Raw genomic sequence first — 24,252 nt, forward strand, 5'->3', positions numbered from 1 at the left:
ACATCGCTTGCTTCGGTCGGGCTTGGGTTTTGTCAGGCCGGGCGCCGTCGATCGTGGCGGAGATCGGTCGACCAACGGACGGGGCACCACGTGACAGAAACCGCCGCTGAGATCGTCGCTGCGCATCGCGCCGGCACCATGACGCCAGCGCAAACGGTCGCGCGCAGTTTTCAGCGCGTCCGCGACCATGGCGATCCCGCCATCTTCATCACCCTACGCGACGGGAAGGACGCGCTGGCGGAAGCCGAGGCGCTGGCCGGCAAGGACGCCGCGCGCCTGCCGCTCTATGGCGTGCCGGTCGCGGTGAAGGACAATATCGACGTGCTGGGGATGCCGACCACGGCGGCCTGCCCCGCCTTCTCCTACATGCCGACGCATGACGCCACCGCGGTGGCACGGCTGCGCGAAGCCGGCGCGATCATCATCGGCAAGACCAATCTGGACCAGTTCGCAACCGGTCTCGTCGGCGTGCGCTCGCCCTACGGCATCCCCAGGAATCCGGTCCGCGACGACCTCATTCCAGGTGGATCGAGCTCGGGATCGGCGGTCGCGGTCTCCGCCGGACTGGTGCCGTTGGCGCTGGGCACGGACACCGCGGGAAGCGGCCGGGTGCCGGCGATGCTCAACAACATCGTGGGATTGAAGCCGAGCCTCGGACTGATCTCGACCGCGGGTGTCGTGCCGGCCTGTCGCACCCTCGATTGCATCTCGGTGTTCTCGCTCACCGTCGACGACGCCATGATGGCGCTGAAGGTGATGGCCGGCCCCGATGGCGCCGACCCCTTCTCGCGCGAGCGGCCGCTCGCCGGGATGACGGAGTTTCCCGCCGAGCTTCGGCTGGGCATCCCCCGCAAGGGACAGTTGATCTTCTTCGGCGACCGCCAGTCGGAGCAGCTTTACGCGGAAGCGATCGAGCGCTGGGCCGCGCTCGGCGCGACGCTGGTCGAATTCGACCTCGAACCGTTCTACGAGACCGCGCGGCTGCTCTACGAAGGCCCATGGGTCGCCGAGCGTTATCTGGTGATCCGCAATCTGCTCGCCTCATCACCGGAGTCGATCCACCCGGTCACGCGCGAGATCACCGCGGCCGGCACGCGGCTGACCGCCGCCGAGACCTTTGCCGCGCTCTACCGGCTGCAGGCGCTGCGCCGGATCGCCGAGCGCGCTTTCGCCTCGATCGACGCGATCGTGCTGCCGACAGCGCCGACGGTCTATTCAACCGCGCAGGTATTGGCCAATCCGATCGAGCTCAACAGCCGGCTCGGCACCTATACCAATTTCGTCAACCTGCTCGACCTCTGCGGCCTCGCGCTGCCGTCCGCGATGCGGCCCGACGGCGCGCCGTTCGGCATCACGCTGCTGGCGCTGGCCGGCCGCGACGCGCTGCTTGCCAGCATCGGCCGCGTCTTCCATACCGACACCAGGCTGCCGATCGGCGCGAAGTCGCTGCCGCAGCCGCCGCTCGGTCCGCTACCGCCATCAAGCGGCGAGGACATTCCGATCGCCGTTGTCGGCGCGCACCTGTCCGGCATGGCGCTGAACGGCGAATTGCGCACGCTCGACGGACGTTTGCTCGAGGAGGCCACGACCGCTCCGGACTACAGGCTCTATGCGCTCGGCACCACGCCGCCGAAACCCGGCATGCTGCGGGTCGAGGCGGGCGCGGGATCGGCGATCAAGCTCGAACTCTGGGCGCTCTCACCGGCTTCCTTTGGCAAGTTCGTCGCCGCGATCCCGCCGCCGCTCTCGATCGGCACGATCCGCCTCGCCGATGGCCGCGAGGTGAAAGGCTTCCTCGTGGAGCCAGCGGCCATCAACGGCGCGCGCGACATCTCCGCCTTCGGCGGCTGGCGCGCGTTCGTGGCGGAGAACGCTACGGTCTAGCCGTCATTGCGAGCGCAGCGAAGCAATCCATGCCGCCGCTTGTGGAGAGATGGATTGCTTCGCTGCGCTCGCAATGACGCGGAGAAACGTTTCCGACAACACCGATTTCGTAGGGTGGGCAAAGCGAAGCGTGCCCACCATCCACGTTCGGTGCAAGCAAGGTGGGCACGCTGCGCTTTGCCCACCCTACGGAACTACGAAACTACACCGAGACTGCGTAGATCTCGTATTCGCCGCGCACCAACGTGATATGGGCGCGCATGGCGGCGGCGGCGCCGGTCTTGTCGCCGCGCAGGATCGCGACCACGACGCGGTCGTGCTCGGCATGGGATTTCGCCAATCGTCCGAGATTGCGGAACTGGGCGCGGCGGAACGGCTGCACGCGGACCCGCGTCGCCAACGTCATCTCCGCAATATAGTCGTTGTGCGAGCCGGCATAGATCGTGTTGTGGAAGCGCTCGTTGACCTCGTGAAAGCGCTCGGGATTTCCCGTGTAGCTGAGCACGCGCAATTCCTCATGCACGGCTTCGAGTGCATGCCGGTCCGCAGCCGTCATCCGCTCGGCGGCGAGCGCCGCGCACAGCGCTTCCAACTCCGCCATCGCCTCGAACATGCCGGTAAGCCGTTCGACCGAGGGCCGCGCCACCACCGCGCCGCGATGGGCGCGCGCTTCGACCAAACCACTTGCGGCAAGCTGACGCAGCGCCTCGCGCACCGGCGTGCGCGAGACATTGAAGCGGCGCGCGATATCGGTTTCATCGAGCGACGAGCCCGGCCCGAGCGCGCCGCGCACGATCTCATCGGCAAGCTGCAGGCGCAGCTCCTCGGCGCGCGTGGTCTTGGATTGTTGCGGAAACGGACGGTCGACGCGCCGCACCAGCATTTCCGGTCCGGCGGCAGCAGGGCTACGCGGAAGATCGTCCAGACTCATGTCTTCGGATCCTTCGGTTCGTCGATGATGCTGACATGGGCGGCGACGATTCTCCAGCCCTCGGGGAAGCGTATCCACGTCTGCATCTGCCGCCCCACCTTGCCCGGTGCGGAGTCGCGAAAGAACAGCGTCGAGGCGACCGCGGTGTCGCGGCCGTAGGTCGATATCACGGTCTTGTCGGTCCGGCGATTGAGCCCGACCGACGAGCGCCCGGCGCGGAACGCCATGATCGCGTCATAGCCATAGAGATTTTCGCCCATGCCGTAGCGCAGCGTGCGCTTGTCGTTGCGGAACAATTCGTCGAGCACAGCGACGTCGTTCGACACCAGCGCCTTCTCGTAGCGGTCGAATTGCGCGGTCACTTCGGCAAGCACGTCGGGCAGATCGATTTCCATTCGCTAGATTCCTCGCGGCGGCGGCGCGGCGGCCGCACCCATGTGCTCCAGAGCGTAGGCGACCCGCAGCGCGATGTCCTCGCGCCACGGCGCGGCGATGATCTGCACGCCGATCGGCATCGGCTCGAGTGGAACCGGGACGGCCACCACCGGCAGGCCAATGAACGAAATCGGCTGGGTGTGGATGCCGATATTGGCGCGCACCGGCAGTTCGACTCCATCGAGCGTAAAATTCACCTGCCCAAGCTTCGGCGCCACACAGGGCGTCGCCGGGGCCAGGATCACGTCGACCGTCCTGAACAGCTCCAGCACCTTCTGGCGGTACCAGCGCCGGAACTTTTGCGCCTTGTCGACATAGGGCGCCGGAATCATCGCACCCGCGATCAGGCGATCACGCACCGCGGGATCGAAATCATTCGGCCGCTTGCGCAGGCGATCGAGATGCAACGAAGCACCTTCTGTTGTCGTGATGACGTAGGCCGCCGAGCGGGCGCGCGCGGCTTCCGGAAGTTCCACCATGCGCGTCGTGTTGAGCGCCTTGGCGATGCGGGCGACGGCTTCGACCGCCTCGGGAAAGACGTTCTGCTGGAAATAGCCGCCAGCAATGGCGATGCGGAGATCGCCGATGCCTTGCGCGAGCTGTGGCATCACCGGCTCGACCGGCCGCGTGGTGCAGGCGGCGTCATCTGCATCAGACCCCTGCATCGCATCATAGGCGAGCGCGAGATCGCGCGCGCTTCGCGCCAGCGGGCCGAGATGATCGAAGCTTGCGACAAATGGAAACGACCGCGCGCGCGACAACCGGCCATAGGTCGGCTTCAGGCCGAAGGTACCGCAGAAGGACGAGGGCACGCGGATCGAGCCGTTGGTGTCGGAGCCGAGCGCGATCGGTACCAGTCCGCCGCCCACCGCACTGCCGGAGCCGCCCGAGGAGCCGCCGGTCATCCGCGTCGGATCGTGCGGATTGCGTGATGGGCCGTCATGCACGTTCTCGCCGGTGAAGTCATAGGCGTATTCGCCCATGTTGAGCGCGCCGACCAGCACGGCGCCGGCGGCCTCCATCCGTTCGATCAATGTGGCATCGCGCGTGGCCGGCGGCAGATCGCGATTGATCTTCGATCCGGCGCGCGTGGAGAGGCCCTGCACGTCGAACAGGTTCTTCACTGCAAAGGGGACGCCCGCGAGCGGGCCGACGCCTTGGCCGGCCGCGATGGCCGCATCGACGGCTTTGGCCTTGGCGCGTGCGCGATCGGCGGTGATGTCGGTGAAGGCGTTGAGCACGGCATCGTGCTTTGCGATGCGGCCGAGCGCCGCCTCGGTTGCTTCCAGTGCCGAGAGCTTTCGCGTGGCGACGGCCTGCGCGATGTCGGTGGCTGATTGGTCGGTCATTGCGCTATCAGGCGGAGTAGACACTGGCCGGCTCGGTCTCGTCGGGAAGCGGGAATTCGTCCACCAGCCGCGCCAGTCTCAGCGAGACTTCGAGATTGGCACGAATCGCCGGCCGCCAGGCGTCCTCGACCGGTAGCCCCATCGCCGTCGCGACGGCGTCGATATAGTCATCCAGCTTGTCGGCAACCATCACGCTCCCACCCGGCGATCTCAACGCACCCATGATCCGATTACTTGAATCGGACCACAAACACATCTGTTTTATCGAGCGTTTGGAAAGCCTGCTTGCCCGTTTTCTTCCCGGAGACTGCTCAATGAACAGGCAACGGCGGATGCGGGATCGCCGTCAGCAGCTCCTTTGTATAGGCATCCTGCGGATCGCCCAAGACCTTTTCGGACGTGCCCTGCTCGACGATCTTTCCGCTGCGCATCACGATGACGCGGTCGCATAACAAGCGCACGACGTTGAGATCGTGCGACACGAACAGATAGCTCATCCCCATCGACTGCTTGAGATCCTGCAACAGGTTCAGCACCACCGCCTGCACGGAGACATCGAGTGCCGCGGTCGGCTCGTCGAGGATGACGAGCTTCGGATGCAGCGCGATGGCCCGCGCGATGCCGACGCGCGCCTTCTGCCCGCCGGACAGTTGGTGCGGGAAGCGGTCGAGCAAATTGACCGGCAGGCCGACCAGCGTGGCGAGTTCCTCGCAGCGGGCGCGCAGCGCGTCGCGGCCCCTGATGTCGCCGAGCTGCATGATCGGGTCGACGATCGCACGCGCGGCGGTGAAGCGCGGGTTGAGGCTGTCGGTCGGATCCTGGAACACCATCTGGATGCGGCTGCGCAGCGGCAATCGCGCAAAGGATTGCGGCTTGATCTCGCCGATCTCGTCGCCATCGAAGGCGATGCGACCGGAGGTCTGGTCGAGCAGCCGCATCACCATCATCGATGTCGTCGATTTGCCGCATCCGGATTCGCCGACCAGGCCGACGCTTTCGCCGTGGCCGACATGGAAGCTGATGCCGTCGACGGCGCGGAACACTTCTTGTTCCACCGGCGGCTTGCGGCAGAACAGTTTTGACAGCACCGCGTTCGCGCCCTGGCGGGGATATTCCTTGACGAGCTTTTCGACCAGGAGAAGGGGTTCTGCCTTCTCGTCACCCCCGGGCTTGACCCGGGGGTCCATCCGTTCAGAAGAAGAGTCTTTCGAAGATTGATGGATGGCCGGGTCAAGCCCGGCCATGACGGAGGGCGTATCGTCCTCCGGCAGCAAATCGCGCAAGGAGACACCGATGCGCGGCGTCGCGCGCATCAGCTTCTTGGTGTAGGCGTGCTCGGGCCTGGCAAAAATATCGGCCGATTTTGCCGTCTCGACCACGCGGCCCTTTTCCATCACCACGACGCGGTCGCAATAGGCGGCGGCCAAGCCGAGATCATGCGTGATCAGGATGGTCGACATCGACCGCCGTTTCGTCAGCTCGACGATCAGGTCCATCACCGCCTTCTGGGTGGTGACGTCGAGACCGGTGGTCGGCTCGTCCGCGATCAGAAGCTGCGGATTGCAAGCCAGCGCGAGCGCAATCACGACGCGCTGGCACATGCCCCCCGAGAGCTCGAACGGATAGGCGTGATAACGCTCGCGCGGGCGGGCGATCTTGACCTGCTCGAGCGCCTCGATCGCCTTCTCGCCACGATCGGCCACGGTCGATTGCTGGACGTGCTGACGCAATACGTCCTCGATCTGGTCGCCCACTTTCCGGATCGGATTGAGCGCCGCGCGCGGGTTCTGGAAGATCATCGAGACTTCGCGGCCGCGCAGGTCGCGCATCTGCGTCTCGGTCGCCGCCTTCACGTCGATGCCCGAGAACATCACCGAGCCCTCGGCGATCTTGCCGGCGCGATCGAGGATGCGCATCACGGCGTAAGACGTCACCGACTTGCCCGAACCGGACTCGCCGACGATGCCGACGGTCTCGCCTTTTGCCACGGAAATATTGACGTGCTGCACCGCCTTGACGATGCCACGCCGCGTGGTGAATTCGACGGTGAGGTCCCTGACGTCGAGCAGCGGCTGCGCGGTCATGACGGGCGCCCCATTCTCAAATCGTCATGCGCGGGCTTGACCCGCGCATCCATCAAGAAATCAAGAATGCGCTTCGCACGATGGATTGCCGGGTCAAGCCCGGCAATGACGATCGGCTGAAAGAGCGAGCCCATCACGTTCTCCGCTGCGGGTCGACGATGTCGCGCAATCCGTCGCCGAGCAGATTGAAGCAGAACACGGCGATCATCAGAGCAAGGCCGGGGAACAGCGCGATCCACCATTCGCCCGACACCATGAAGCCCGCGCCTTCGGCGACCATGATGCCCCATTCGGCGGTCGGCGGGCGGACGCCGAGGCCGATGAAGGAGAGGCCGGCAGCGTTCAGGATGGCGTAGCCCATGGTGAGCGACATCTGCACGATCATGATCGGCATGATGTTGGGCAGGATGTGCACCAGCAGGATGCGGTACTCACCATTGCCGGAGAGCCGCGCCGCCTGGACGAAGCCGGCATTGCGGCGGACATTGGCCTCGGCACGGGCGACGCGCGCGTAAAGCGGGAAATTCACGATTGCGGTGGCGATGATGATGTTCTGCACGGTGTTGCCGAGCGCCGCGACGATGCCCATCGCCAGCACGAACAGCGGAAACGCCATGATGGTGTCGGCGATGCGGCCGACGATGCGGTCGATCCAGCCGCCGAAATAGCCGGCCGCAATGCCGGCGAGCCCGCCCATCAGGAACACCAGCACTACGGACGCAACTGCAATGAAGGTATCGAGCCGAGTGGCCACGATGACACGGCTGAAGATATCGCGCCCCAATTGATCGGTGCCGAACCAGTGCGCCGCCGACGGTGGCTTCAGCGCTGCGGCGGTATCGCTCGCGAGCGGGTCGTAGGGCACGACATAGGGGCCGAACAGCGCCGCGAACACGATCACGACCAGCAGCCCGAAGGCGAAGGCGGTGACCTTGTTCTCGCCGAGCACATAGCGCGTGTGCTCGAAGACGGCTGACAGCCCCGAGGTCGGCGCCGGAGCGACGGGTTCAACGACAGGCGCAACGGTGCTCATGCTTCACCCCTCACCCTTCCAGTCGTACGCGTGGATCGATCACGCCATAGAGGATGTCGATCACCAGATTGAGCAGCACATACATGACCGCCATGGTCAGCACGAAGCCTTGCACCGGCGCGAAATCCGACGAGATCAGCGCTTCCACCGCATAGGAGCCGATGCCAGGCCAGGCGAACACTTTTTCAACCAGCACATTGGCGCCCAGCAGGAACGAGAACACCATGCTGAGCGTCGTGATGACCGGCAGCATCGCGTTGCGGAACGCGTAGGTGACGATCACCGTCCCCGGCGACAGGCCGCTGGCACGCGCAGTGCGAACGAAGTCGGAGGACAGCACGGCCAGCATCGAAGCCCGGGTCATGCGCGCGATCGGCGCCAGCGAGAAGATCGCAAGCGTCGTCGCCGGCAGGATGAGCTGGCTGAGCGCGGAACGGAATGCCTCGAAATCGCGCGCGATCAAAGTGTCGATCAGATAGAAGCCGGTCACGGTCGGCGGCGCGCTATAGAACACATCGAGCCGCCCCAACGGCGCCGGCGACCAGCCGAGCTGGAAATAGAAGATGTAGACCAGCACCAGCCCAGTAAAGAACACCGGCAGCGATACGCCGGCGGTGGTCGTGACGCGACAGAGATGGTCGATCCACGAGCCGGGCCGCGTTGCGGCGAGCACGCCGAGCGGGATTGCGATTGCGATCGACACCAGCAGGCCGAGCAGCGTCAGTTCGGCGGAAGCCGGCAGGCGGTTGCGCAATTCGGCCGCCACCGGCTGTCCCGTGGTGAGCGAATTGCCGAAATCGCCATGGGCGAGATCATTGGTGTAGCGGAAGAACTGCTCGATCAGCGGCCGGTCCAGGCCGAGCTTCTTGCGGATCTGTTCGACCGCTTCTTTGGTGGCGGCAGGCCCGGCGAAATAGGCGGCCGGATCGCCCGGCAGCGCGCGGGTCAGCAGGAAGGTGACGATGACGACCCCGATCAGGCTCGGGATCGCAAACATCAGCCGCTTGCCGATCATCGTGAGCATGGCGCGCCCTCCCTGCTCGTTCGCTACCCCTTCGCCATCGCGCGATAGTCGAGGCGGCGGTGGAACCAGTACTGATAGCCGGAGATATTCTTCTGCATCGCCACGTTGACGAAGGGCTGATACAGCGGAATGCGCGGCACTTCCGCGAAGGCGAGATCGACGAAACCCTTGACGTCGGTGTCGTAGGCCGCGGTGTCGCCGATCGCGGCAGCCTTGCGGGCGCCGTCGATGAACCTGTCCATCTCCGGCGACTTGTAGCTCATGGTGTTGAACACGGAATTGTTGCCGTGATAGCACCAGTAGAAGAAGTACTCGGGATAATCGAGCCAGCCCGAGAACACATTGGTGAACAGCGGCATCTCCTTCTTGTTCAGCTCGGTGCGCCAGTTGGCGCCGGGCACCTTGTTGATGGTGGTCTTGATGCCGATCTGCGCCAGGCTTTCCTGCACCAGCACGCAGAGCGGTTCGTTGACGCCCGCAAAATTCAGATCGAAGGAGATCGTGGTCTCGAAGCCGTTGGGATAGCCGGCCTCCGCCAGCAACGCCTTGGCCTTCTCGATGTCGGTGAAATATTTGTGCGGCTGCGGCCAGGCGACCTCGGTCGGCTTGTCCTTGGGCGCGCCGAACATCGGGTTGGCAAGCCCGAATAGCACCGCGTCCATGATCTTCTGATAGGGAATCGCGTAGGCCACGGCCTGCCGCACCTTCAGATTATCGAACGGCGGCTTGGTCACGTTCATGCCGATATACTGGATGCCGTTGGAGAACGGCAGCGACACCACGTCGAGCTTGCCGTTCGCCTTCATCTCCTGGAAATCCTTGAACGGCAGCTCATAGGAGATGTCGGCGTCGCCGCGCTCCAGCAGCGCGCGGCGGTTGCCGGCCTGCGGCACCATGCGCCAGATCACGCGCTTGATCTTCGGCATGGGTCCGCCGACCCAGGCGTCGTTGCGCTCCATGATCACTTCGGTGCCGGCGGTCCATTTCGTCACCTTGTAGGCGCCGGAGCCCGCGGTCTGCTGCTTGGTGTATTCGAGGCCCCAAGGATCTTTTTCAGAGGCGTTCTTCTTCACCAATTCGGAGTTGACAACGCAGGGCACGATGACGGCGAGATCGGGGATCGTCAGCCGGTCCTTGGTGGCGAAATCGACCCGCACCGTGGAATCGTCGACGATGACGAACTGCTCGGGCTTGGTCAGCGAGCCCGCACTCATCTGGAAGGTCGGGAAGCCGCCGACGCTGACCGCGCGATCGAGCGACCATTTGACGTCCTTCGCCGTCACTGGCGCGCCGTCGTGGAATTTGGCGTTCTTCTTCAATTTGAAGGTGACGGACATGTCGCCGACATTCATGTCGTCGGCCAGTTCACCCTTGAACTTGTCGCGGTCGTAATAGGGCACGCCGCCCGGGCCGCTCTTCATCTCGTGGGTGATCAGGCGGTCGTAGCAATTCCAGGACACCTCATAGCCGGGCACATTGGTGCCGACGCCATGGATGTCGAGATTGTTCGGGCCGCCCTCGGAAACGATCAATAGCGTCTCCGAGCGCGCATCAGCCTTGGCCGGCGACCAGATCGCGGGCGCAGGCACCATCGCGCTAGCGGCTAATCCGGACGCGGACTTCAGGAAATCGCGACGTTTCATGGGTGATGCTCCAACGCCCCTAGGAAATGGCGTGGAACAGGTTCGCAAGGTTTGTGCCAAGCCTTAATGGAACGTTAGCGTACGCACAAGTCGTTGATTTAACTTTCGAATATCAAGAACGGCAAGTTCAAACGCTGCGATCGATCGCCACCCTATTGCATACAAATCGGCATATTTGCTCACTGATTAAGCTATTAATTTTGAACGCCCGTTTGTTAGGCGAGCCATTTATGTGGCCCAAATCAGCTCTTGCAGTTGCAGGAGATCGTCAGCCTTCGCTTGCCAGCCGTCGATGCAGATGTGCCGGTTCAGGTCGCTTGCGCGGTGCAACAGCATCAAGGCCATCAGCCGCCGCTTCAGCGCGAAGTCGATGTCGCTGCGGGAATAGCCAAAGCCTTCGAGCAGGCTCAGCACACGGCGCGGCCGGCCCGCGGCCATGAACGCGCCGGGGCCGAGCAGATCGTAGTCGCGCCATCCCGTCAGCACGTCGCCGAAATCGATCAGCCCGCAAAGGTGCCAGCGGCCGTCCCGCTGCATTAGCAGGAAATTTTCCGGGATGTATTCGCCGGTGAGGATGACCGGCGGTTCGTGCATCGGGATCAGCTCGGCGGCGTCGCGCAAGAGATCATCGAGCCCGTCGAGGAATTTTCGCGCCAGCCCCAGCCGCTCGTGCCTGGCACGACAGCCTTCCATCTGGCTCTGCATGAACACGTCCCAGCGCGGCTCGATTTCAAGCAGCGGGCCCGGCGGCACGCGCTGAACATCGGCGATGGTCTCGCTGATCTCGGCGAGCACGCGTTCCTTGTCAGCTTCGGGTAGCGAGGGCCACACCTCCGCACCCAGGACACCCGATACGCGCGTGAGGATCAGATAGGGCCACCGGTCGCGCTCGCCTTCGGCGACGATCTCCGGAATCGGAATCTTGACCCGCCCGCAAAGCTGCGCGAGCGATCCGCGCTCGGATACGAACTGCGCCCGCAGCACCGGCGGGAATATCTTCAGGATGAGATCATCACCGAGTCCAACGACGAGGTTGGTGCCGGTTGTGAAGACGTGAGGCGACGTGGAGGCAAATCCGTGGCTGTGGGCGATATCGATCGCGACCGGCAGCCAGCGCGATGGGTCGGCGCGCCAAGTGCGAAAGGCTTCGTAGTCGGTGAAGGCGGGTAATGACCGCGTCATGAATTTGCGCCACGACGTCATTGCGAGGAGCGAAGCGACGAAGCAATCCATTTCGACCCGCGCGGAGAAATGGATTGCTTCGCTTCGCTCGCAATGACGGTTGGCGAGACCAATTTCTACCTGTCCGGATTGGCGCGCTCGAACTGGCGCAGCAGCCGATTACCGCGTTCGACAGCCAGATCGAGTGCGGCCTGCGGCGACTGCTTGCCGGAAAAGGCCTGCTCGAGCTCCTCATCGATGACACCGCGGATCAGCACGAAGGAGCCGAGCCGGATACCTTTCGAGTTCTCGGTCGGCGGCTTCAGCGTCAATTGCTCGATCCCGATCGCCGCGCCGGGGTTGTGGTCGTAGAAACCCTGCGAGCGGGTGAGCTCGTAGGCTGCGCGGGTGATCGGCAGATAGCCGGTTGCCTGGTGCCAGGCGGCCTGCACCGCCGGCTTCGACAGATAGGCGAAGAACTTCGCAACGCCGGCATATTCCGCCCGCGGGCGATCGCGCAGCACCCATAGCGTGGCGCCGCCGATGATGCTGTTCTGCGGCGCGCCGGTGACGTCCGGCCAATAGGGCAGCATGCCGTAGCCGACCTCGAATTTCGAGTTGGCCTTGATATCGGCGCTGGTGCCGGACGAGCCGATGAAAATGCCGCATTCGCCCTTCTGGAAGCGCGGCTCGGCCGCCTGCCCGCGACCGCTATAGTCGAACACCTTGGTGGCTTGCCATTCCACGAGCTGGGCGATGTGCTTCACCATCAGCGGATTGTTGAAGATGAGCTCCGCATCCAGCCCGCCGAAACCGTTGGCCTTGGTCGCGATCGGCACATTGTGAAAGGCGGAAAAATTCTCGACATTGATCCAGGACGGCCACGACGTGGTGAATCCGCAAGGAGCACCCGCCGCGCGCAACCGCTTTGCGGCCGCGCCGAGTTCGGGCCAGGTCTTGGGCGCCGCCTCCGGGTCGAGGCCGGCGGCGCGAAACAGATCCTTGTTGTAATAGAGGATCGGCGTCGAGGCGTTGAACGGAAACGACAGCAGATTGCCGCTGAGGTCGGCGTAGTAGCTGGTCACGGTCGGCAGGTAGGCCGACGGCAGGAACGGCTCGGACTGGTCGCGCATCAGCTCGAACACCGGATAGATCGCGCCGCGAGCCGCCATCATGGTGGCGGTGGCGATCTCGTTGACCTGGACGATAGCGGGCTGGCTGCGCGAGCGGAAAGCGAAGATCGCCGCCGTGACCGTTTCGGTGTAGTTGCCCTTGTAGCTCGGCACGATCCGGTAGTCGGACTGGGACGCGTTAAAATCGGCAGCGAGCTTCTCGACCTGCTTGCCGAGTTCTCCCGACATCGCGTGCCACCACATGATCTCGGTCGCGGCATGCGCGGGAGATCCGAGCAGAGTGGCCGCAAGCGCCGCTGGGTACAGGAATCTCGTAAACGATGTCACGGTGCGCCAATCCAGGCTTTCGCGCTTGAGAAGCAAAATCAAAATCACTTTTGCCCCTGATTAAGGCTGCGTCGTTACGGTTGCAATCCGGCAAAACGTCGGAATGGCCGATTAACCGTAGATCGTCGGATAGCTATCTTTCCGGCTTCTGCTAAAAAGTATTGAACCTTTTCTTCCTGCCACAGACCATATCACAAGGGGATTTGTAGCCTGTGTACCGCCGCGCCGGCCTTTCGCGGATCATGAAGCTTGTTGTCGCGCTGCTGCTGACGGCGGTCGCAACGGGTGCGGCTGCGCGCGAATTTCGGGCTTCCGATACCCAGAGCGAGGACTATCCGACCGTCCAGGCGCTGCGTTACATGGGCAGCCTGGTGGAGGAGCGAAGCGGTGGCCGTCATCATGTGCGGGTGTTTCACTCACGGCAGCTTGGCGAGGAAAAAGAAACGCTGGAGCAGACGCGGGCGGGTGCGATCGACATCAACCGCACCAATGTGGCGCTGATCGGCACCATGGTGCCCGCGGCCAACGTGCTGGCGATGCCCTTCCTGTTCCGCTCGGTCGAACATTTGCAGAAGGTGCTGGATGGCCCCATCGGCAACGAGATCCTTAACTCATTCGAGGCTTACGGCTTCGTCGGCTTGGCCTTCTATGATTCGGGTGCGCGCTCGATCTACAACAGCGCCCGTCCGATCCGTTCGCTCGACGACCTCAAGGGCCTGCGGATTCGGGTCCAGCAGTCGCAGCAGATGTCGGACATGATCCGCGCGCTCGGCGCCGAACCGGTCGAGCTGCCCTACGGGCAGGTGAAGACCGGCCTTGCCACCGGATTGATCGACGGCGCAGAGAACAACTGGCCGTCTTTCATCACCGCCGATCACTACAAGTTCGCAGGCTTCTATACGCTGACCCAACATACGATGAGCCCGGAAGTGCTGGTGATGTCGCAAAAGGCGTGGGCGAGCCTGTCGGTCGAAGACCAGGCGCTTTTCCGCGAGGCTGCGAAGCGCTCCAGCACCTTCATGCGCGAGAAGTGGAACGACCTCGACGAGCGCTCGCGCCAGCGGGCCGAAGCCGCGGGCGTGAAGATCATCGGTGATTTCGACCGCAGGCCGTTCGAGACAGCGATGGCAGGGCTCTATGCCAAAGCGCAGCGCGACCCCGCGATCGCGTCATTGATCGATCGCATCCGCAAGGTGGAGTGAAGCAAGCTTGGCAGCGCCCGGACAGGATGGAGCAGTGAGACGGCAGGCGAGCCTCGCCGCGCTCGGCCGCGTGCACATCGTCCAGATGCTGCGGGCGGTGCCGATCCGCTGGCGCATCCTGTCGATCGCGCTGTTGAACTCGGCGGTCGTGGTGGTGCTGGCGGCATTGATCTGGAACGGCGCCACCGTGCTGCGCTCGGCCTGGGAGGATGTCCGGCAGGTCCGCGAGTCCGACAAGATCCTGGCCAAGCTCGAGACCGAGACCAGCCGGCTGCAGAACCTGATCCACCGCTACATCAACCAGCCGAGCCCCGAGCTGTTCGCCGAGATCCTGCTGCTCCGCGAAGCCGTGCTCGGCACGCTGACCACGCGCGCCGCCACCGACCCGATGCTGTCAGGATCGGTGGAGCAGCTCGAGCGCGTCACCAGCCGCTTCCTGGACGGCTTCGGCGAACTGCGCGCCGTGCAGGCAAAGATCACCAAGACCTATGAGGAGCAGGTGCTCGGGCCGGCCAAGGACATGGCCGGTCTTTACTCCATCATCGAGGGCGCCACCGGCCATCGCGACGCGCTGATCTGGCCATCGCTCGGCAAATCCCGCGAGGCCTTCACCGCGATGCTGGTGGCGGCGAACGCCTATTATCTGTCGCTCTCGAGCACATCCGCCGAAGAGGCCCGCCGCAACACCGAGACGATCGAGAAGACGATCCCGGTCATGATCGACCTCGCCGACAACGACCTGCAGCGCCTGGCGCTGGCGCGGCTGAACAAACGGACCGAAGCGTTGCGCGAGGGATTGGGAAAGCTGACCGAGCAGCTCGCGAGCCGCACCGAGCTATTGCGCAACACCATCGACGCGAGCCAGGCCGACGCCATCGGCGTCATCGACGATCTCTCGATCAACATGCGCCAGCGCGAGCAGAAGGCGCAGGAAACCTTCGACCGGACGCTGTCGGACATTTCGCGCCGTGTGCTCTCGATCGCGGTGATCTTCCTCGGCATCATCGTTTCCGCGGGCGTCCTGATCGCGCTCTCGATCCGCCTGCCGCTGCAGCAGATCATGGCCTCGATGCACGCCATCACGTCGGGCAATTACGATCGCCGCGTGCTGGGCACCGATGCCAAGGACGAGGTCGGCGCGATGGCGCGCGCGGTGGAAGTGTTCCGCGAGAATGCGATCGCCAAGCGCCAGGCCGAAGACGAATTGCGCGCCGCCAAGGAACGGGCCGAGAGCGCGCTGCTCGAACTCAATACGGCCCAGCAGAACCTGATCGATGCGGAGCGGCTGGCGGCGCTCGGCGGCCTGGTTGCCGGCGTCGCCCATGAGGTGAACAATCCGATCGGCATCAGCCTGACGGTGGCCTCGAGCTTTGCGCGCCGCACCGAGATATTCGAGCACGAGCTGAAATCAGAACAGTTGCGCCGCTCCAAGCTCGACGAATTCGTGAAGAGCTCGCGCGATGCCGCGCAGCAGCTCGTCGCCAACCTGCAGCGTGCGGGCGAACTGATCCAGTCGTTCAAGCAGGTGGCGGTCGATCGCTCGCATGCCGAGCGCCGCCAGTTTTCCTTGAGCGAAGCGACCGACCAGATCGTCGCCAGCCTGCGGCCGGTGCTGAAGAAAGCCGCGATCGCCCTGACAGTCGACGTGCCGGAAGGCCTGATGATCGACGGCTATCCCGGCTCCTACGGACAAATTTTAACCAATCTTTTCCTTAACGCCGTCAATCATGCGTTCGCCGACCGGCGATCGGGGACGATCACGATTTCAGCGCGGGCCCGCGGCAGCGACGACATCGAGATCATCTTCGCCGACAACGGCGCCGGCATGACGCCGGACGTGCAGCGCCAGGCGTTCGATCCATTCTTCACCACCCGGCGCAATGAAGGCGGCACCGGGCTGGGCTTGCATATTGTCTATAATCTTGTCACCCAACAGCTCGGCGGCCGCATGGTGCTGGAGTCAAGGCCGGGACAAGGCACCACTTTTCGCATTATCATGCCAAGAATCGCCAAGGGTCAGCCAACGGGTCAGCCGACGGGTCAGCCCACGATCGCGGACCAAGCCAATGACGGAACTGCTCAATGGCCGAACAGGACGATGTCCTCCACCTGATCGACGACACCGGGGTCACACCGGAGGATTCGTCCGCGCGAAAATGGAAGGTGGCAGTCATCGACGACGATGCTGCAGTGCATGAAGGCACCCGCTTCGCGCTGTCCGACTACAGCCTGAACGGGGCCACGCTGGAGATCCTGTCGGCCTATTCTGCGGCGGAAGGTCGCAAGCTGATGCGAGAGCATCCGGACATCGCCGCCGTCCTGCTCGACGTCATCATGGAGACCGACGTCGCAGGGCTCGAACTCGTCGAATATATCCGCAACGAGATCAAGAACGAGACCGTCCGCATCATCCTGCGCACCGGACAGCCGGGCCAGGCGCCGGAGCGGCGGGTGATCGTCCAGTACGACATCAACGACTACAAGGCCAAGACCGAGCTCACCGCCGACAAGCTGTTCACCTCGTTGACGGCAGCGCTGCGCAGCTACCAGCAGCTCGAGCGCATGGTGCAGACCAGGCGCGGGCTCGAGATCATCATCGACGCCGCCTCCACGCTCTACGACTTCAAATCGATGCAGCGGCTCGCCGAGGGCGTGCTGACCCAGCTCGCCTCGCTGCTCAATGTCGAATGCGCCGGCATCCTGGTGCTGCGCGATGACGGCGCCGGCAGCGAATTGTCGGTGCTGGCGGGCTCCGGCTGCTACAGCCGTTTCATCGGCACCACCAGCTCGAAATCGCTCGACCCTGATCTGCGCGAGATGGTGGAAGCCGCCTTCCAGCGTCGCAAGAACGAATTCGCCGACCACCGCAGCGTGCTCTATTTGCGCACCGGCAGCGGCCGCGAAGTCGTGGTGCTCCTGCAGGCGGAGCGCCAGCTCTCCGACACCGACCGCGCGCTGGTCGAGATCTTCAGTAGCCGCCTCTCGATCGCGTTCGACAACGTGATCCTGTACCAGCAGCTTCATGAGGCCAACACGCAGCTCGAGGACCGCGTCGCCCAGCGCACCCGCGCGCTGATGCAGGCCAACCGCCGGCTTTCGGCGCAATGGCTGAGATTGCAGCGTGCCAACGGCTTCAAGAACGAGATCCTGGGCACGGTCGCCCATGACCTCAAGAACCCGCTCGGCGTGATCCTCGGCCGCACCGAGATGCTGACCGAATTGATCGGCGCCGGCTCGCCAAGGGAAGCGGTCGCGACCCAGGTCGAGCACATCAGGGATGCCACCAAGCGCCTGACATCGATGGTCGATCATCTGATCTCGGACGCGATGGCCGACGCCTTCGACATCACCATCCGCCGTGAACCGGTCGATGTCGCGGCTCTTATCAACGAGGTCGCCGAAGCGAACCTGCCGCTGGCGGTCAACAAGCAGCAGAGCATCTCGGTCTCCGCACCGCCGAATTTCGTGACCATGTGCGATGCCGACCGCATTCGCGAGGCGATCGACAATCTGGTCAGCAATGCCATCAAATACTCACCAATCGGCGGCAAGATCAGGGTGGTCGTCACCCATGAGGGCGACCACACGGTGATCCGGATCGCCGACGAGGGCGCCGGCCTCTCGCCGGAGGATTTGGGGCGCCTGTTCGGCCGGTTCCAGCGGCTGTCGGCCAAGCCGACCGCAGGCGAGAGCTCGACCGGGCTTGGACTTTCGATCGTCAAACGCATTATCGACATGCATGGCGGCCATGTAACTGCGCAGAGCCCCGGCCCCGGACAGGGCTCGATCTTTACGGTTACATTGCCGGCCACAGCAGAGACATCATGACCCAGAGCCCGCACATCATCATTGTTGATGACGAGGCACCGGCCCGCGAGATGGTCGGTGATTATCTGAAGATGCATGGCTTTGGCGTGACGTTGTGCGATGGCGGAAAGAGCCTGCGCAGCGTGATCGAGACCAACCATCCCGACCTCGTGGTGCTCGACCTCAACATGCCCGAGGAAGACGGGCTGTCGATCATCCGCGATCTCAAGAGCCGGATGAACGTGCCGGTCATCATGCTGACGGCGACCGCGAGCCCGATCGACCGCGTGGTCGGGCTTGAGCTCGGGGCCGACGATTACGTGGCAAAACCCTGCGAGCTGCGCGAATTGATGGCGCGGATCCGCTCGGTCCTGCGGCGGAGCACGCCGGCCAAAGTGGCCGCGCCCGAGACGACAGCCGCCAAGACCGAGAAGGAACAATTGGTCCGCTTCGGCACCAAATGGCTTGATCTGCAGGCGCAAGCGCTGCGCGACGACGAAGGCAACGAGCATCCGCTGACGGCATCCGAATTCGGGCTGTTGAAGGTGTTTGCGGCCAATCCGAAACGGGTGCTGTCGCGCGAGCGGCTGCTCGAACTGGCCAATGCGCGCGACGCCGAGGCCTTCGACCGCGCCGTCGACCTCCGGATCATGCGCATCCGCCGCAAGATCGAGATCGATCCGACCAAGCCCGCGGTCATCCGCACCATCCGCGGCGGCGGCTATCTGTTCTCACCAAGCGGCGAAAAGGCCTGATCTTCGCCCCTGCCCAATGACGGGGCGCGCGAAAACGCGTCAGGCGCCGTTCGGTTCCGCCCGGTCCGCAACTTCCCGGCAATTTTCCGCGCATTGAAATTACTGGCATTTTTGCCCCGAATGTTTCGTCGCCCACGCCCCGACGAAACAATTCTCCTACGGATGAAACCATTTTCCGCTTTTCGCGCAGACATCCCGAAACCGTGGCTCATTAACAATTCTCCCAACGAAAGCCGCCAAGGCGAACTGGGAGCCTGTCATGTCGAACGTCGTCGCCATCAACGCTGCAGCCAACGATCATATCGCCGCTGCACGCCAGACATCCGACGAAATGCTGCTCGGCAAGATCGCCATAGGCGACCGCACGGCCATGCACGTGCTCTATTCCCGTCACAACGTCCGGGTCTACCGTTTCGTCCTCCGCATGGTCCGCGACACCACGGTGGCGGAAGATCTCGTGAGCCAGGTGTTCCTGGACGTCTGGCGCACCGCCGACCAGTTCGAAGGCCGCTCGCAGGTTTCCACCTGGCTGTTGTCGATCGCCCGCTTCAAGGCGTTGACCGCGCTGCGCCAGCGCCGGCACGAGGACATTGAACAGGAAGAAGTGCTCGACATCGTCGACGAAGCCGATACACCGGAAGCCGCGCTCGATCGCGCCACTACGAGCGAGATCCTCCGCGCCTGCGTCGCGAAGCTGTCACCTGCGCACCGCGAGATCATCAACCTCGTCTACTATCACGAGAAGTCGGTGGAAGAGGCCGGCGAGATCATCGGCATTCCCCAGAGCACCGTGAAGACCCGCATGTTCTATGCCCGCAAGCAGTTGGCCGAATTGCTGAGGTGCGCCGGCGTGGAAAGCCTCGCAGCGTGAAACAGCGATCCCGGAAGTCGTATGGAGGGTAAGAAATTGTAGGGATTGTTTTCGAAGCCAGAAAGCGGCGACGAAACAATTGAAACAATCGACGACATCACCTGGAAAAGCTCAGTCTCTATACAATAGCCATCGAACGCAACGCCAACGCCGAACAGGAGAACGACATGCTGAAGCCGTCCTTCCGCTTCTTCATCATCCCGCTCGGCGCAGTGGCTACGCTTGCAACACTATCGAGTCAGAATGTCGCTCCGCGCGCGCAGCGCGATGCCGGTGTGACGCCGGTGCGCGAGCAGGTGATCGACTGCAGCACCAAGAGCGCCGCAGAAGTCTGCGAGATCAGGTAGCGAGTTTTTACGTCTTCAAGTTCTAACCTCCCAAGGACTACCTCCAACGACCCGGCCGGGATGCCCCCCCCCAGCCGGGTCGCTTTGCTTTGCGGTCCGTACAATCGGCATGGAAGTCTCACACAGACGTGACCTCGCGCGAATGAGGCAGACGTAACGGCTGATCTCGCCATCGCGAAGAACATCACACTGCCGGCGCAGGCATTGGGCGTGGCCGGTTGGCGATGGGCGGTTCTGATGCTGAATCTTGTTCTCGCGCTGCTCGCAGGTGTTGTCACCGTCGCGGCGCCTTGCACCCTGCCGATGCTGCCGATCCTGCTTGGGGCATCGATAGGCCAGACCAGCAAGGCGCGGCCGGCGATGATCGCGCTCGGCTTTGTGATGTCATTCTCGATGGTGGCGTTGCTGCTGGGCGCGATCACGCGCGCCTTCGATTTCGATCCCAACGTGTTGCGAACCGGCGCCGCGATCCTCTTGCTCGGCTTTGGGCTGTTGATGATCTGGCCGGCGCCGTTCGAATGGCTGACGATCCGAATCGGCGGTCTCACCGCAGGCGGTTCGCCGGACAACGCAACACCATCGCAAGGCCTGGTCGGCGGCTTCGTGCTCGGCACAACACTCGGGCTGGTGTGGACCCCATGCGCTGGACCCGTGCTGGGCTCGATCCTGACCATCGTGGCGACATCGAAAGATACCGGGTGGGCCAGTCTGCAGCTCGTCGTCTACGCCGTCGGGGCGGCGATTCCGATGCTCGCCATCGCCTACGGTGGGCAGGCCGTCACGACCCGCATCCGCAGCATCGCGCGGATCGCGCCGCGACTGCAGCAGGGCTTTGGCGTCGTCATCATCGCCTTCGCGGCCCTCTCCTACTTCCAATACGACACGCTGATCGTGGCGTGGCTAACCAGTTTCTACCCCAACGGCCAGATCGGCCTTTGACATCAGGAGGAAATGGAAATGATCATGCGCTCGCTTGTATCCGCCCTGGTCGGCGCTGTTTGCCTGACCGGCATCACCGCTCCTCATATCGCCCGCGCGCAGGAGCCCAAAGTGAAGGTTGCGGCCGCCGAGCAGAACGCGCCGAATTTTGTCGGCATCAGCAAATGGTTCAATTCGCAGCCGCTCAACATCGCCGACCTGCGCGGCAAGGTCGTGCTGGTCGATTTCTGGACCTATGGCTGCGTAAACTGCGTCAACACGCTCCCCCATGTCGTCGCGCTCGATGCCAAGTACAGGAATCGAGGCCTGGTGGTGATTGGCGTTCATACGCCGGAATTTCCGTTCGAACGCTCGGCTTCCAACGTCCAGGCGGCGCTGAAACGGCACGGCATCACCTACCCGGTGGCGCAGGACAACGAGTCGCAGACCTGGAATGCCTACCGCAACCAGTACTGGCCGGCGCAATACATCATCGACCAGAATGGAAATATCGTATTCCATCACGACGGCGAGGGACAGTACGAGCAGATTGACCGCACCATCGCCCGGCTGCTCAACGTCAACAGTTGAGCGCTTTTGCGAGGACTAAAGGACTATCGTCAAACCCGGCGTGCCAAGGTCCGCGCCGGGGCCGCTCGCTCTGCCTTGGTCATATTGACATGTTTTCACTACGATCGGACGCGTGATAACCTCATGTCGTAATTCACGATGGATAGCGCGTCATGTTCGAAGGCTGGGATGCGGTTGCGCTCGCCCGGGCGCAGTTTGCTTTCACGATGTCGTTTCACATCATATTCCCGGCCTTCTCGATCGGGCTCGCCAGCTACCTTGCGGTGCTCGAAGCGCTCTGGCTCTGGACCGGGCGCGAGGTCTTCATCAATCTGTTTCACTACTGGCTGAAGATCTTCGCGGTCGCATTCGGCATGGGCGTGGTGTCGGGCATCGTGATGTCCTACCAGTTCGGCACCAACTGGTCGGCCTTCTCCGACAAGACCGGGCCCGTCATCGGACCGCTGATGGCCTATGAGGTCCTGACCGCGTTTTTCCTCGAAGCAGGCTTCCTCGGCGTGATGCTGTTCGGGTTGAACCGCGTCGGTCCCCGGCTGCACTTTCTCGCAACCTTGATGGTCGCGATCGGCACACTGATCTCGGCATTCTGGATACTCTCGTCCAATTCCTGGATGCAGACGCCGACCGGCTACGCCGTCAATGCGAGCGGCCAGTTCGTGGCCGCCGACTGGCTCAAGGTGGTCTTCAACCCGTCTTTTCCATATCGCCTCGTGCACATGGTGCTCGCGGCGTATCTGACCACCGCGCTCGTGGTCGGCGCGGTTGGCGCCTACCATCTGCTGCGTGACCAGCATCTCGCCGGCCCGCGCGTGATGTTCTCGATGGCGATGTGGATGGCGACTTTCGTGGCGCCAATCCAGATTCTGGCCGGGGACCAGCACGGGCTGAACACGCTGGAGCATCAGCCCGTGAAGATCATGGCGATGGAAGGCCACTACCAGAGCCACAAGGACGGCGCGCCGCTTATTCTGTTCGGATGGCCCAACCAGACGGCCGGCCGGGTCGACTTCGCCGTCGAGATCCCCAAGCTCGGATCGGTGATCCTGAAGCATTCACCCACCGCGCCGATGGCCGGCCTCGACACCGTGCCGCGCGAAAACTGGCCGCCGGTACCGATCACCTTCTGGTCGTTCCGCATCATGGTCGGGCTCGGCTTTCTGATGATGGGGCTCGGCCTGTTGAGCGCATGGATGCGCTGGCGCGGTCAGCTCTATTCCTCGCGCTTCCTGCACAGCTTCGCAATGCTGATGGGGCCGGCGGGCTTCATCGCGGTGCTGGCGGGCTGGATCACCACCGAGACCGGGCGGCAGCCATTCACGGTCTACGGCCTGCTGCGGACGGCCGATTCGGCTTCCCCGCTCGCTGCGCCTGCGGTCGGCTCTTCGCTGCTCGCTTTCGTCATCGTCTACTTCGCGGTGTTCACGGCGGGCGTGATCTATCTGCTACGGCTGATGGCGGCGCCGCCGCATCCGGGCGAAGCGGGACCGCCGCGTGACGTACCCGCCCGCGCCGCCGGCATCACCCCGGCCGCCGCCGCAGCAGCGGAGGGCGCGTCATGAGTGTCGCGGTCGACCTTGCCATGGTCTGGGCCTTCATCATCGCCTTCGCGGTGTTCGTCTATATCGTCATGGACGGCTTCGATCTCGGCCTTGGCATCCTGTTTCCGCTGTTTCCAAGGAAGGCGGATCGCGACGTCATCATGAACAGCGTCGCGCCGGTCTGGGACGGCAACGAGACCTGGCTGGTGCTCGGCGGCGGCGGCCTGATGGCGGCGTTTCCGCTTGCCTATGCCGTGCTGATGCCGGCGCTCTATACGCCTGTCATCGCGATGCTGGTCGGCTTGATCTTCCGCGGGGTTGCGTTCGAATTCCGCTGGCGCACCACGCAAAGGGAACGCAACCGCTGGGACGTCGCCTTTTTCGGCGGATCGCTGGTGGCGGCGCTGGCGCAGGGCGTTGCCCTCGGCGCCATCCTGCAGGGTGTGCATGTCGAGGGTCGGCAATATGCCGGCGGCTGGTGGGACTGGCTGACGCCGTTCAGCGTGCTGACCGGAATATCGGTGTTGGTGGGTTACGCGCTGTTGGGCGCGACCTGGCTGGTGATGAAGACGGAGGGCGCGCTGCGCGACAAGGCCTATCAATTGAGTTGGGTATTGCTGTTCGCGATGCTCGGCGCGATCGTCGCCGTCAGCCTCGCAACCCCATTTCTCAGCGTGCAATATACCCAGCGCTGGTTCACTTGGCCGAACATCATCCTGACCGCGCCGGTGCCGCTCGCCGTGGCGGCCGTCACCGCTCTGTTGCTGCGCAGTCTTGCGAACAAATATGACTACCAGCCGTTCTTCCTGACGCTGGCGTTATTCTTGCTGTCCTATGCCGGCCTCGGCATCAGCATGTATCCCTATATCGTGCCGCAGAGCATCACGATCTGGGAGGCGGCCTCGCCCCCCAACAGCCAGATCTTCATGCTGGTCGGCGTGGCGATCCTGATTCCGCTGATCCTCGCCTACACGGGTTGGGCGTATTGGGTATTTCGCGGCAAGGTGCGGCCTGGGGGCGGGTATCACTGATGCCACGCGAGGAGAATCCACGCCCGCTCGCGAAGCGCCTGATCTGGTTCGCCGCGCTTTGGCTCGGCGGCGTCGGCACCGTGGCGTTGATTTCGTTCGGCCTGCGGCTTTGGATCGCACCGAAATAAGACGGCTCGGCTACAGCACCATGACGGAAATCGCAGGTATTCCAGCCAGCTACCTCCTTT

Annotated in this window: 23 protein-coding genes; 12 read left to right on the forward strand and 11 right to left on the reverse strand. The window is 63.6% G+C overall.

The window, feature by feature from the left end; genetic code table 11:
- Window positions 1-90 precede the first annotated feature (90 nt).
- On the forward strand, window positions 91-1,884 hold the full coding sequence (gene atzF, locus OZ411_RS34785; RefSeq protein ID WP_282531551.1) for an allophanate hydrolase: 1,794 nt from the start codon (window positions 91-93) through the stop codon (window positions 1,882-1,884).
- Between the two features lie 202 nt (window positions 1,885-2,086).
- On the opposite strand, the gene OZ411_RS34790 is transcribed toward atzF, so the two are convergent.
- The 11 genes from OZ411_RS34790 to ugpB form a co-directional block, all read right to left on the reverse strand.
- Entirely contained in the window at window positions 2,087-2,815 is a 729-nt protein-coding gene (locus OZ411_RS34790; protein ID WP_282531552.1) for a GntR family transcriptional regulator, read from the reverse strand.
- A complete protein-coding gene (gene hpxZ, locus OZ411_RS34795) occupies window positions 2,812-3,210 on the reverse strand; it encodes an oxalurate catabolism protein HpxZ (RefSeq protein WP_130578314.1) in 399 nt (132 codons plus the stop codon). The genes OZ411_RS34790 and hpxZ overlap by 4 nt, the downstream gene beginning before the upstream one ends.
- 3 nt (window positions 3,211-3,213) lie before the next feature.
- Window positions 3,214-4,599: an AtzE family amidohydrolase gene (locus OZ411_RS34800; protein WP_282531553.1), complete on the reverse strand. Its 1,386-nt coding sequence runs from the start codon at window positions 4,597-4,599 to the stop codon at window positions 3,214-3,216.
- A gap of 7 nt (window positions 4,600-4,606) precedes the next feature.
- On the reverse strand, window positions 4,607-4,789 hold the full coding sequence (locus tag OZ411_RS34805; RefSeq protein ID WP_282531554.1) for a DUF4089 domain-containing protein: 183 nt from the start codon (window positions 4,787-4,789) through the stop codon (window positions 4,607-4,609).
- Between the two features lie 121 nt (window positions 4,790-4,910).
- Window positions 4,911-6,683, reverse strand: coding sequence for an ABC transporter ATP-binding protein (locus tag OZ411_RS34810; protein WP_282531555.1), 1,773 nt, complete (start codon window positions 6,681-6,683; stop codon window positions 4,911-4,913).
- Window positions 6,680-6,817, reverse strand: a complete 138-nt coding sequence (locus tag OZ411_RS34815) for a hypothetical protein (protein ID WP_165421067.1) — start codon at window positions 6,815-6,817, stop codon at window positions 6,680-6,682. Before OZ411_RS34815 ends, OZ411_RS34810 begins: the two co-directional genes overlap by 4 nt.
- Window positions 6,817-7,716 (reverse strand): ABC transporter permease, encoded by a 900-nt coding sequence (locus OZ411_RS34820; protein ID WP_282531556.1) that lies wholly within the window; start codon window positions 7,714-7,716, stop codon window positions 6,817-6,819. Before OZ411_RS34820 ends, OZ411_RS34815 begins: the two co-directional genes overlap by 1 nt.
- Window positions 7,717-7,726: 10 nt before the next feature.
- Window positions 7,727-8,740 (reverse strand): ABC transporter permease, encoded by a 1,014-nt coding sequence (locus OZ411_RS34825; RefSeq protein ID WP_130578318.1) that lies wholly within the window; start codon window positions 8,738-8,740, stop codon window positions 7,727-7,729.
- Between the two features lie 23 nt (window positions 8,741-8,763).
- Window positions 8,764-10,383, reverse strand: a complete 1,620-nt coding sequence (locus tag OZ411_RS34830) for an ABC transporter substrate-binding protein (RefSeq protein ID WP_282531557.1) — start codon at window positions 10,381-10,383, stop codon at window positions 8,764-8,766.
- 228 nt (window positions 10,384-10,611) lie between these two features.
- Window positions 10,612-11,565, reverse strand: a complete 954-nt coding sequence (locus tag OZ411_RS34835) for an aminoglycoside 3'-phosphotransferase/choline kinase family protein (RefSeq protein ID WP_282531558.1) — start codon at window positions 11,563-11,565, stop codon at window positions 10,612-10,614.
- Window positions 11,566-11,681: 116 nt separating this feature from the next.
- Window positions 11,682-12,983, reverse strand: coding sequence for a sn-glycerol-3-phosphate ABC transporter substrate-binding protein UgpB (gene ugpB / locus OZ411_RS34840; protein ID WP_282531575.1), 1,302 nt, complete (start codon window positions 12,981-12,983; stop codon window positions 11,682-11,684).
- Window positions 12,984-13,246: 263 nt separating this feature from the next.
- Between ugpB and OZ411_RS34845 the strand changes: the two genes are divergently transcribed.
- The 11 genes from OZ411_RS34845 to OZ411_RS34895 all read left to right on the forward strand — a co-directional run bounded on the left by OZ411_RS34845 (window position 13,247) and on the right by OZ411_RS34895 (window position 24,192).
- On the forward strand, window positions 13,247-14,206 hold the full coding sequence (locus OZ411_RS34845; protein WP_282531559.1) for a TRAP transporter substrate-binding protein: 960 nt from the start codon (window positions 13,247-13,249) through the stop codon (window positions 14,204-14,206).
- 85 nt (window positions 14,207-14,291) lie between these two features.
- Entirely contained in the window at window positions 14,292-16,319 is a 2,028-nt protein-coding gene (locus OZ411_RS34850; protein ID WP_165421068.1) for a HAMP domain-containing sensor histidine kinase, read from the forward strand.
- Window positions 16,289-18,034: a DUF3369 domain-containing protein gene (locus tag OZ411_RS34855; protein ID WP_282531560.1), complete on the forward strand. Its 1,746-nt coding sequence runs from the start codon at window positions 16,289-16,291 to the stop codon at window positions 18,032-18,034. The genes OZ411_RS34850 and OZ411_RS34855 overlap by 31 nt, the downstream gene beginning before the upstream one ends.
- Window positions 18,031-18,768: a response regulator gene (locus OZ411_RS34860; protein ID WP_282531561.1), complete on the forward strand. Its 738-nt coding sequence runs from the start codon at window positions 18,031-18,033 to the stop codon at window positions 18,766-18,768. The genes OZ411_RS34855 and OZ411_RS34860 overlap by 4 nt, the downstream gene beginning before the upstream one ends.
- A 259-nt stretch (window positions 18,769-19,027) precedes the next feature.
- Entirely contained in the window at window positions 19,028-19,639 is a 612-nt protein-coding gene (locus tag OZ411_RS34865; protein ID WP_282531562.1) for a sigma-70 family RNA polymerase sigma factor, read from the forward strand.
- 167 nt (window positions 19,640-19,806) lie between these two features.
- On the forward strand, window positions 19,807-19,986 hold the full coding sequence (locus tag OZ411_RS34870; RefSeq protein ID WP_282531563.1) for a hypothetical protein: 180 nt from the start codon (window positions 19,807-19,809) through the stop codon (window positions 19,984-19,986).
- 237 nt (window positions 19,987-20,223) lie between these two features.
- On the forward strand, window positions 20,224-20,925 hold the full coding sequence (locus OZ411_RS34875; RefSeq protein ID WP_282531564.1) for a cytochrome c biogenesis CcdA family protein: 702 nt from the start codon (window positions 20,224-20,226) through the stop codon (window positions 20,923-20,925).
- Window positions 20,926-20,937: 12 nt separating this feature from the next.
- Window positions 20,938-21,495 (forward strand): redoxin domain-containing protein, encoded by a 558-nt coding sequence (locus OZ411_RS34880; RefSeq protein WP_282531565.1) that lies wholly within the window; start codon window positions 20,938-20,940, stop codon window positions 21,493-21,495.
- Between the two features lie 152 nt (window positions 21,496-21,647).
- Window positions 21,648-23,054 (forward strand): cytochrome ubiquinol oxidase subunit I, encoded by a 1,407-nt coding sequence (locus OZ411_RS34885; protein WP_282531566.1) that lies wholly within the window; start codon window positions 21,648-21,650, stop codon window positions 23,052-23,054.
- The gene (gene cydB / locus OZ411_RS34890) at window positions 23,051-24,064 is read left to right on the forward strand and encodes a cytochrome d ubiquinol oxidase subunit II (protein WP_282531567.1); all 1,014 of its coding nucleotides are present in this window, start codon (window positions 23,051-23,053) and stop codon (window positions 24,062-24,064) included. Before OZ411_RS34885 ends, cydB begins: the two co-directional genes overlap by 4 nt.
- The gene (locus OZ411_RS34895) at window positions 24,064-24,192 is read left to right on the forward strand and encodes a DUF2474 domain-containing protein (RefSeq protein WP_130578330.1); all 129 of its coding nucleotides are present in this window, start codon (window positions 24,064-24,066) and stop codon (window positions 24,190-24,192) included. Before cydB ends, OZ411_RS34895 begins: the two co-directional genes overlap by 1 nt.
- The last annotated feature ends 60 nt before the right edge of the window (window positions 24,193-24,252 follow it).

Source organism: Bradyrhizobium sp. Arg237L, from assembly GCF_029990105.1.
GTDB lineage: Bacteria > Pseudomonadota > Alphaproteobacteria > Rhizobiales > Xanthobacteraceae > Bradyrhizobium.

What these genes read in the sequence shown, in the direction of transcription:
- OZ411_RS34790 (WP_282531552.1), bottom strand. Translation starts at nt 2,815, where the DNA reads ATGAGTCTGGACGATCTTCCGCGTAGCCCTGCTGCCGCCGGACCGGAA.
- hpxZ (WP_130578314.1), bottom strand. Translation starts at nt 3,210, where the DNA reads ATGGAAATCGATCTGCCCGACGTGCTTGCCGAAGTGACCGCGCAATTC.
- OZ411_RS34800 (WP_282531553.1), bottom strand. Translation starts at nt 4,599, where the DNA reads ATGACCGACCAATCAGCCACCGACATCGCGCAGGCCGTCGCCACGCGA.
- OZ411_RS34805 (WP_282531554.1), bottom strand. Translation starts at nt 4,789, where the DNA reads ATGGTTGCCGACAAGCTGGATGACTATATCGACGCCGTCGCGACGGCG.
- OZ411_RS34810 (WP_282531555.1), bottom strand. Translation starts at nt 6,683, where the DNA reads ATGACCGCGCAGCCGCTGCTCGACGTCAGGGACCTCACCGTCGAATTC.
- OZ411_RS34815 (WP_165421067.1), bottom strand. Translation starts at nt 6,817, where the DNA reads ATGGGCTCGCTCTTTCAGCCGATCGTCATTGCCGGGCTTGACCCGGCA.
- OZ411_RS34820 (WP_282531556.1), bottom strand. Translation starts at nt 7,716, where the DNA reads ATGAGCACCGTTGCGCCTGTCGTTGAACCCGTCGCTCCGGCGCCGACC.
- OZ411_RS34825 (WP_130578318.1), bottom strand. Translation starts at nt 8,740, where the DNA reads ATGCTCACGATGATCGGCAAGCGGCTGATGTTTGCGATCCCGAGCCTG.
- OZ411_RS34830 (WP_282531557.1), bottom strand. Translation starts at nt 10,383, where the DNA reads ATGAAACGTCGCGATTTCCTGAAGTCCGCGTCCGGATTAGCCGCTAGC.
- OZ411_RS34835 (WP_282531558.1), bottom strand. Translation starts at nt 11,565, where the DNA reads ATGACGCGGTCATTACCCGCCTTCACCGACTACGAAGCCTTTCGCACT.
- OZ411_RS34845 (WP_282531559.1), top strand. Translation starts at nt 13,247, where the DNA reads ATGAAGCTTGTTGTCGCGCTGCTGCTGACGGCGGTCGCAACGGGTGCG.
- OZ411_RS34850 (WP_165421068.1), top strand. Translation starts at nt 14,292, where the DNA reads ATGCTGCGGGCGGTGCCGATCCGCTGGCGCATCCTGTCGATCGCGCTG.
- OZ411_RS34855 (WP_282531560.1), top strand. Translation starts at nt 16,289, where the DNA reads ATGGCCGAACAGGACGATGTCCTCCACCTGATCGACGACACCGGGGTC.
- OZ411_RS34860 (WP_282531561.1), top strand. Translation starts at nt 18,031, where the DNA reads ATGACCCAGAGCCCGCACATCATCATTGTTGATGACGAGGCACCGGCC.
- OZ411_RS34865 (WP_282531562.1), top strand. Translation starts at nt 19,028, where the DNA reads ATGTCGAACGTCGTCGCCATCAACGCTGCAGCCAACGATCATATCGCC.
- OZ411_RS34870 (WP_282531563.1), top strand. Translation starts at nt 19,807, where the DNA reads ATGCTGAAGCCGTCCTTCCGCTTCTTCATCATCCCGCTCGGCGCAGTG.
- OZ411_RS34875 (WP_282531564.1), top strand. Translation starts at nt 20,224, where the DNA reads ATGCTGAATCTTGTTCTCGCGCTGCTCGCAGGTGTTGTCACCGTCGCG.
- OZ411_RS34880 (WP_282531565.1), top strand. Translation starts at nt 20,938, where the DNA reads ATGGAAATGATCATGCGCTCGCTTGTATCCGCCCTGGTCGGCGCTGTT.
- OZ411_RS34885 (WP_282531566.1), top strand. Translation starts at nt 21,648, where the DNA reads ATGTTCGAAGGCTGGGATGCGGTTGCGCTCGCCCGGGCGCAGTTTGCT.
- cydB (WP_282531567.1), top strand. Translation starts at nt 23,051, where the DNA reads ATGAGTGTCGCGGTCGACCTTGCCATGGTCTGGGCCTTCATCATCGCC.
- OZ411_RS34895 (WP_130578330.1), top strand. Translation starts at nt 24,064, where the DNA reads ATGCCACGCGAGGAGAATCCACGCCCGCTCGCGAAGCGCCTGATCTGG.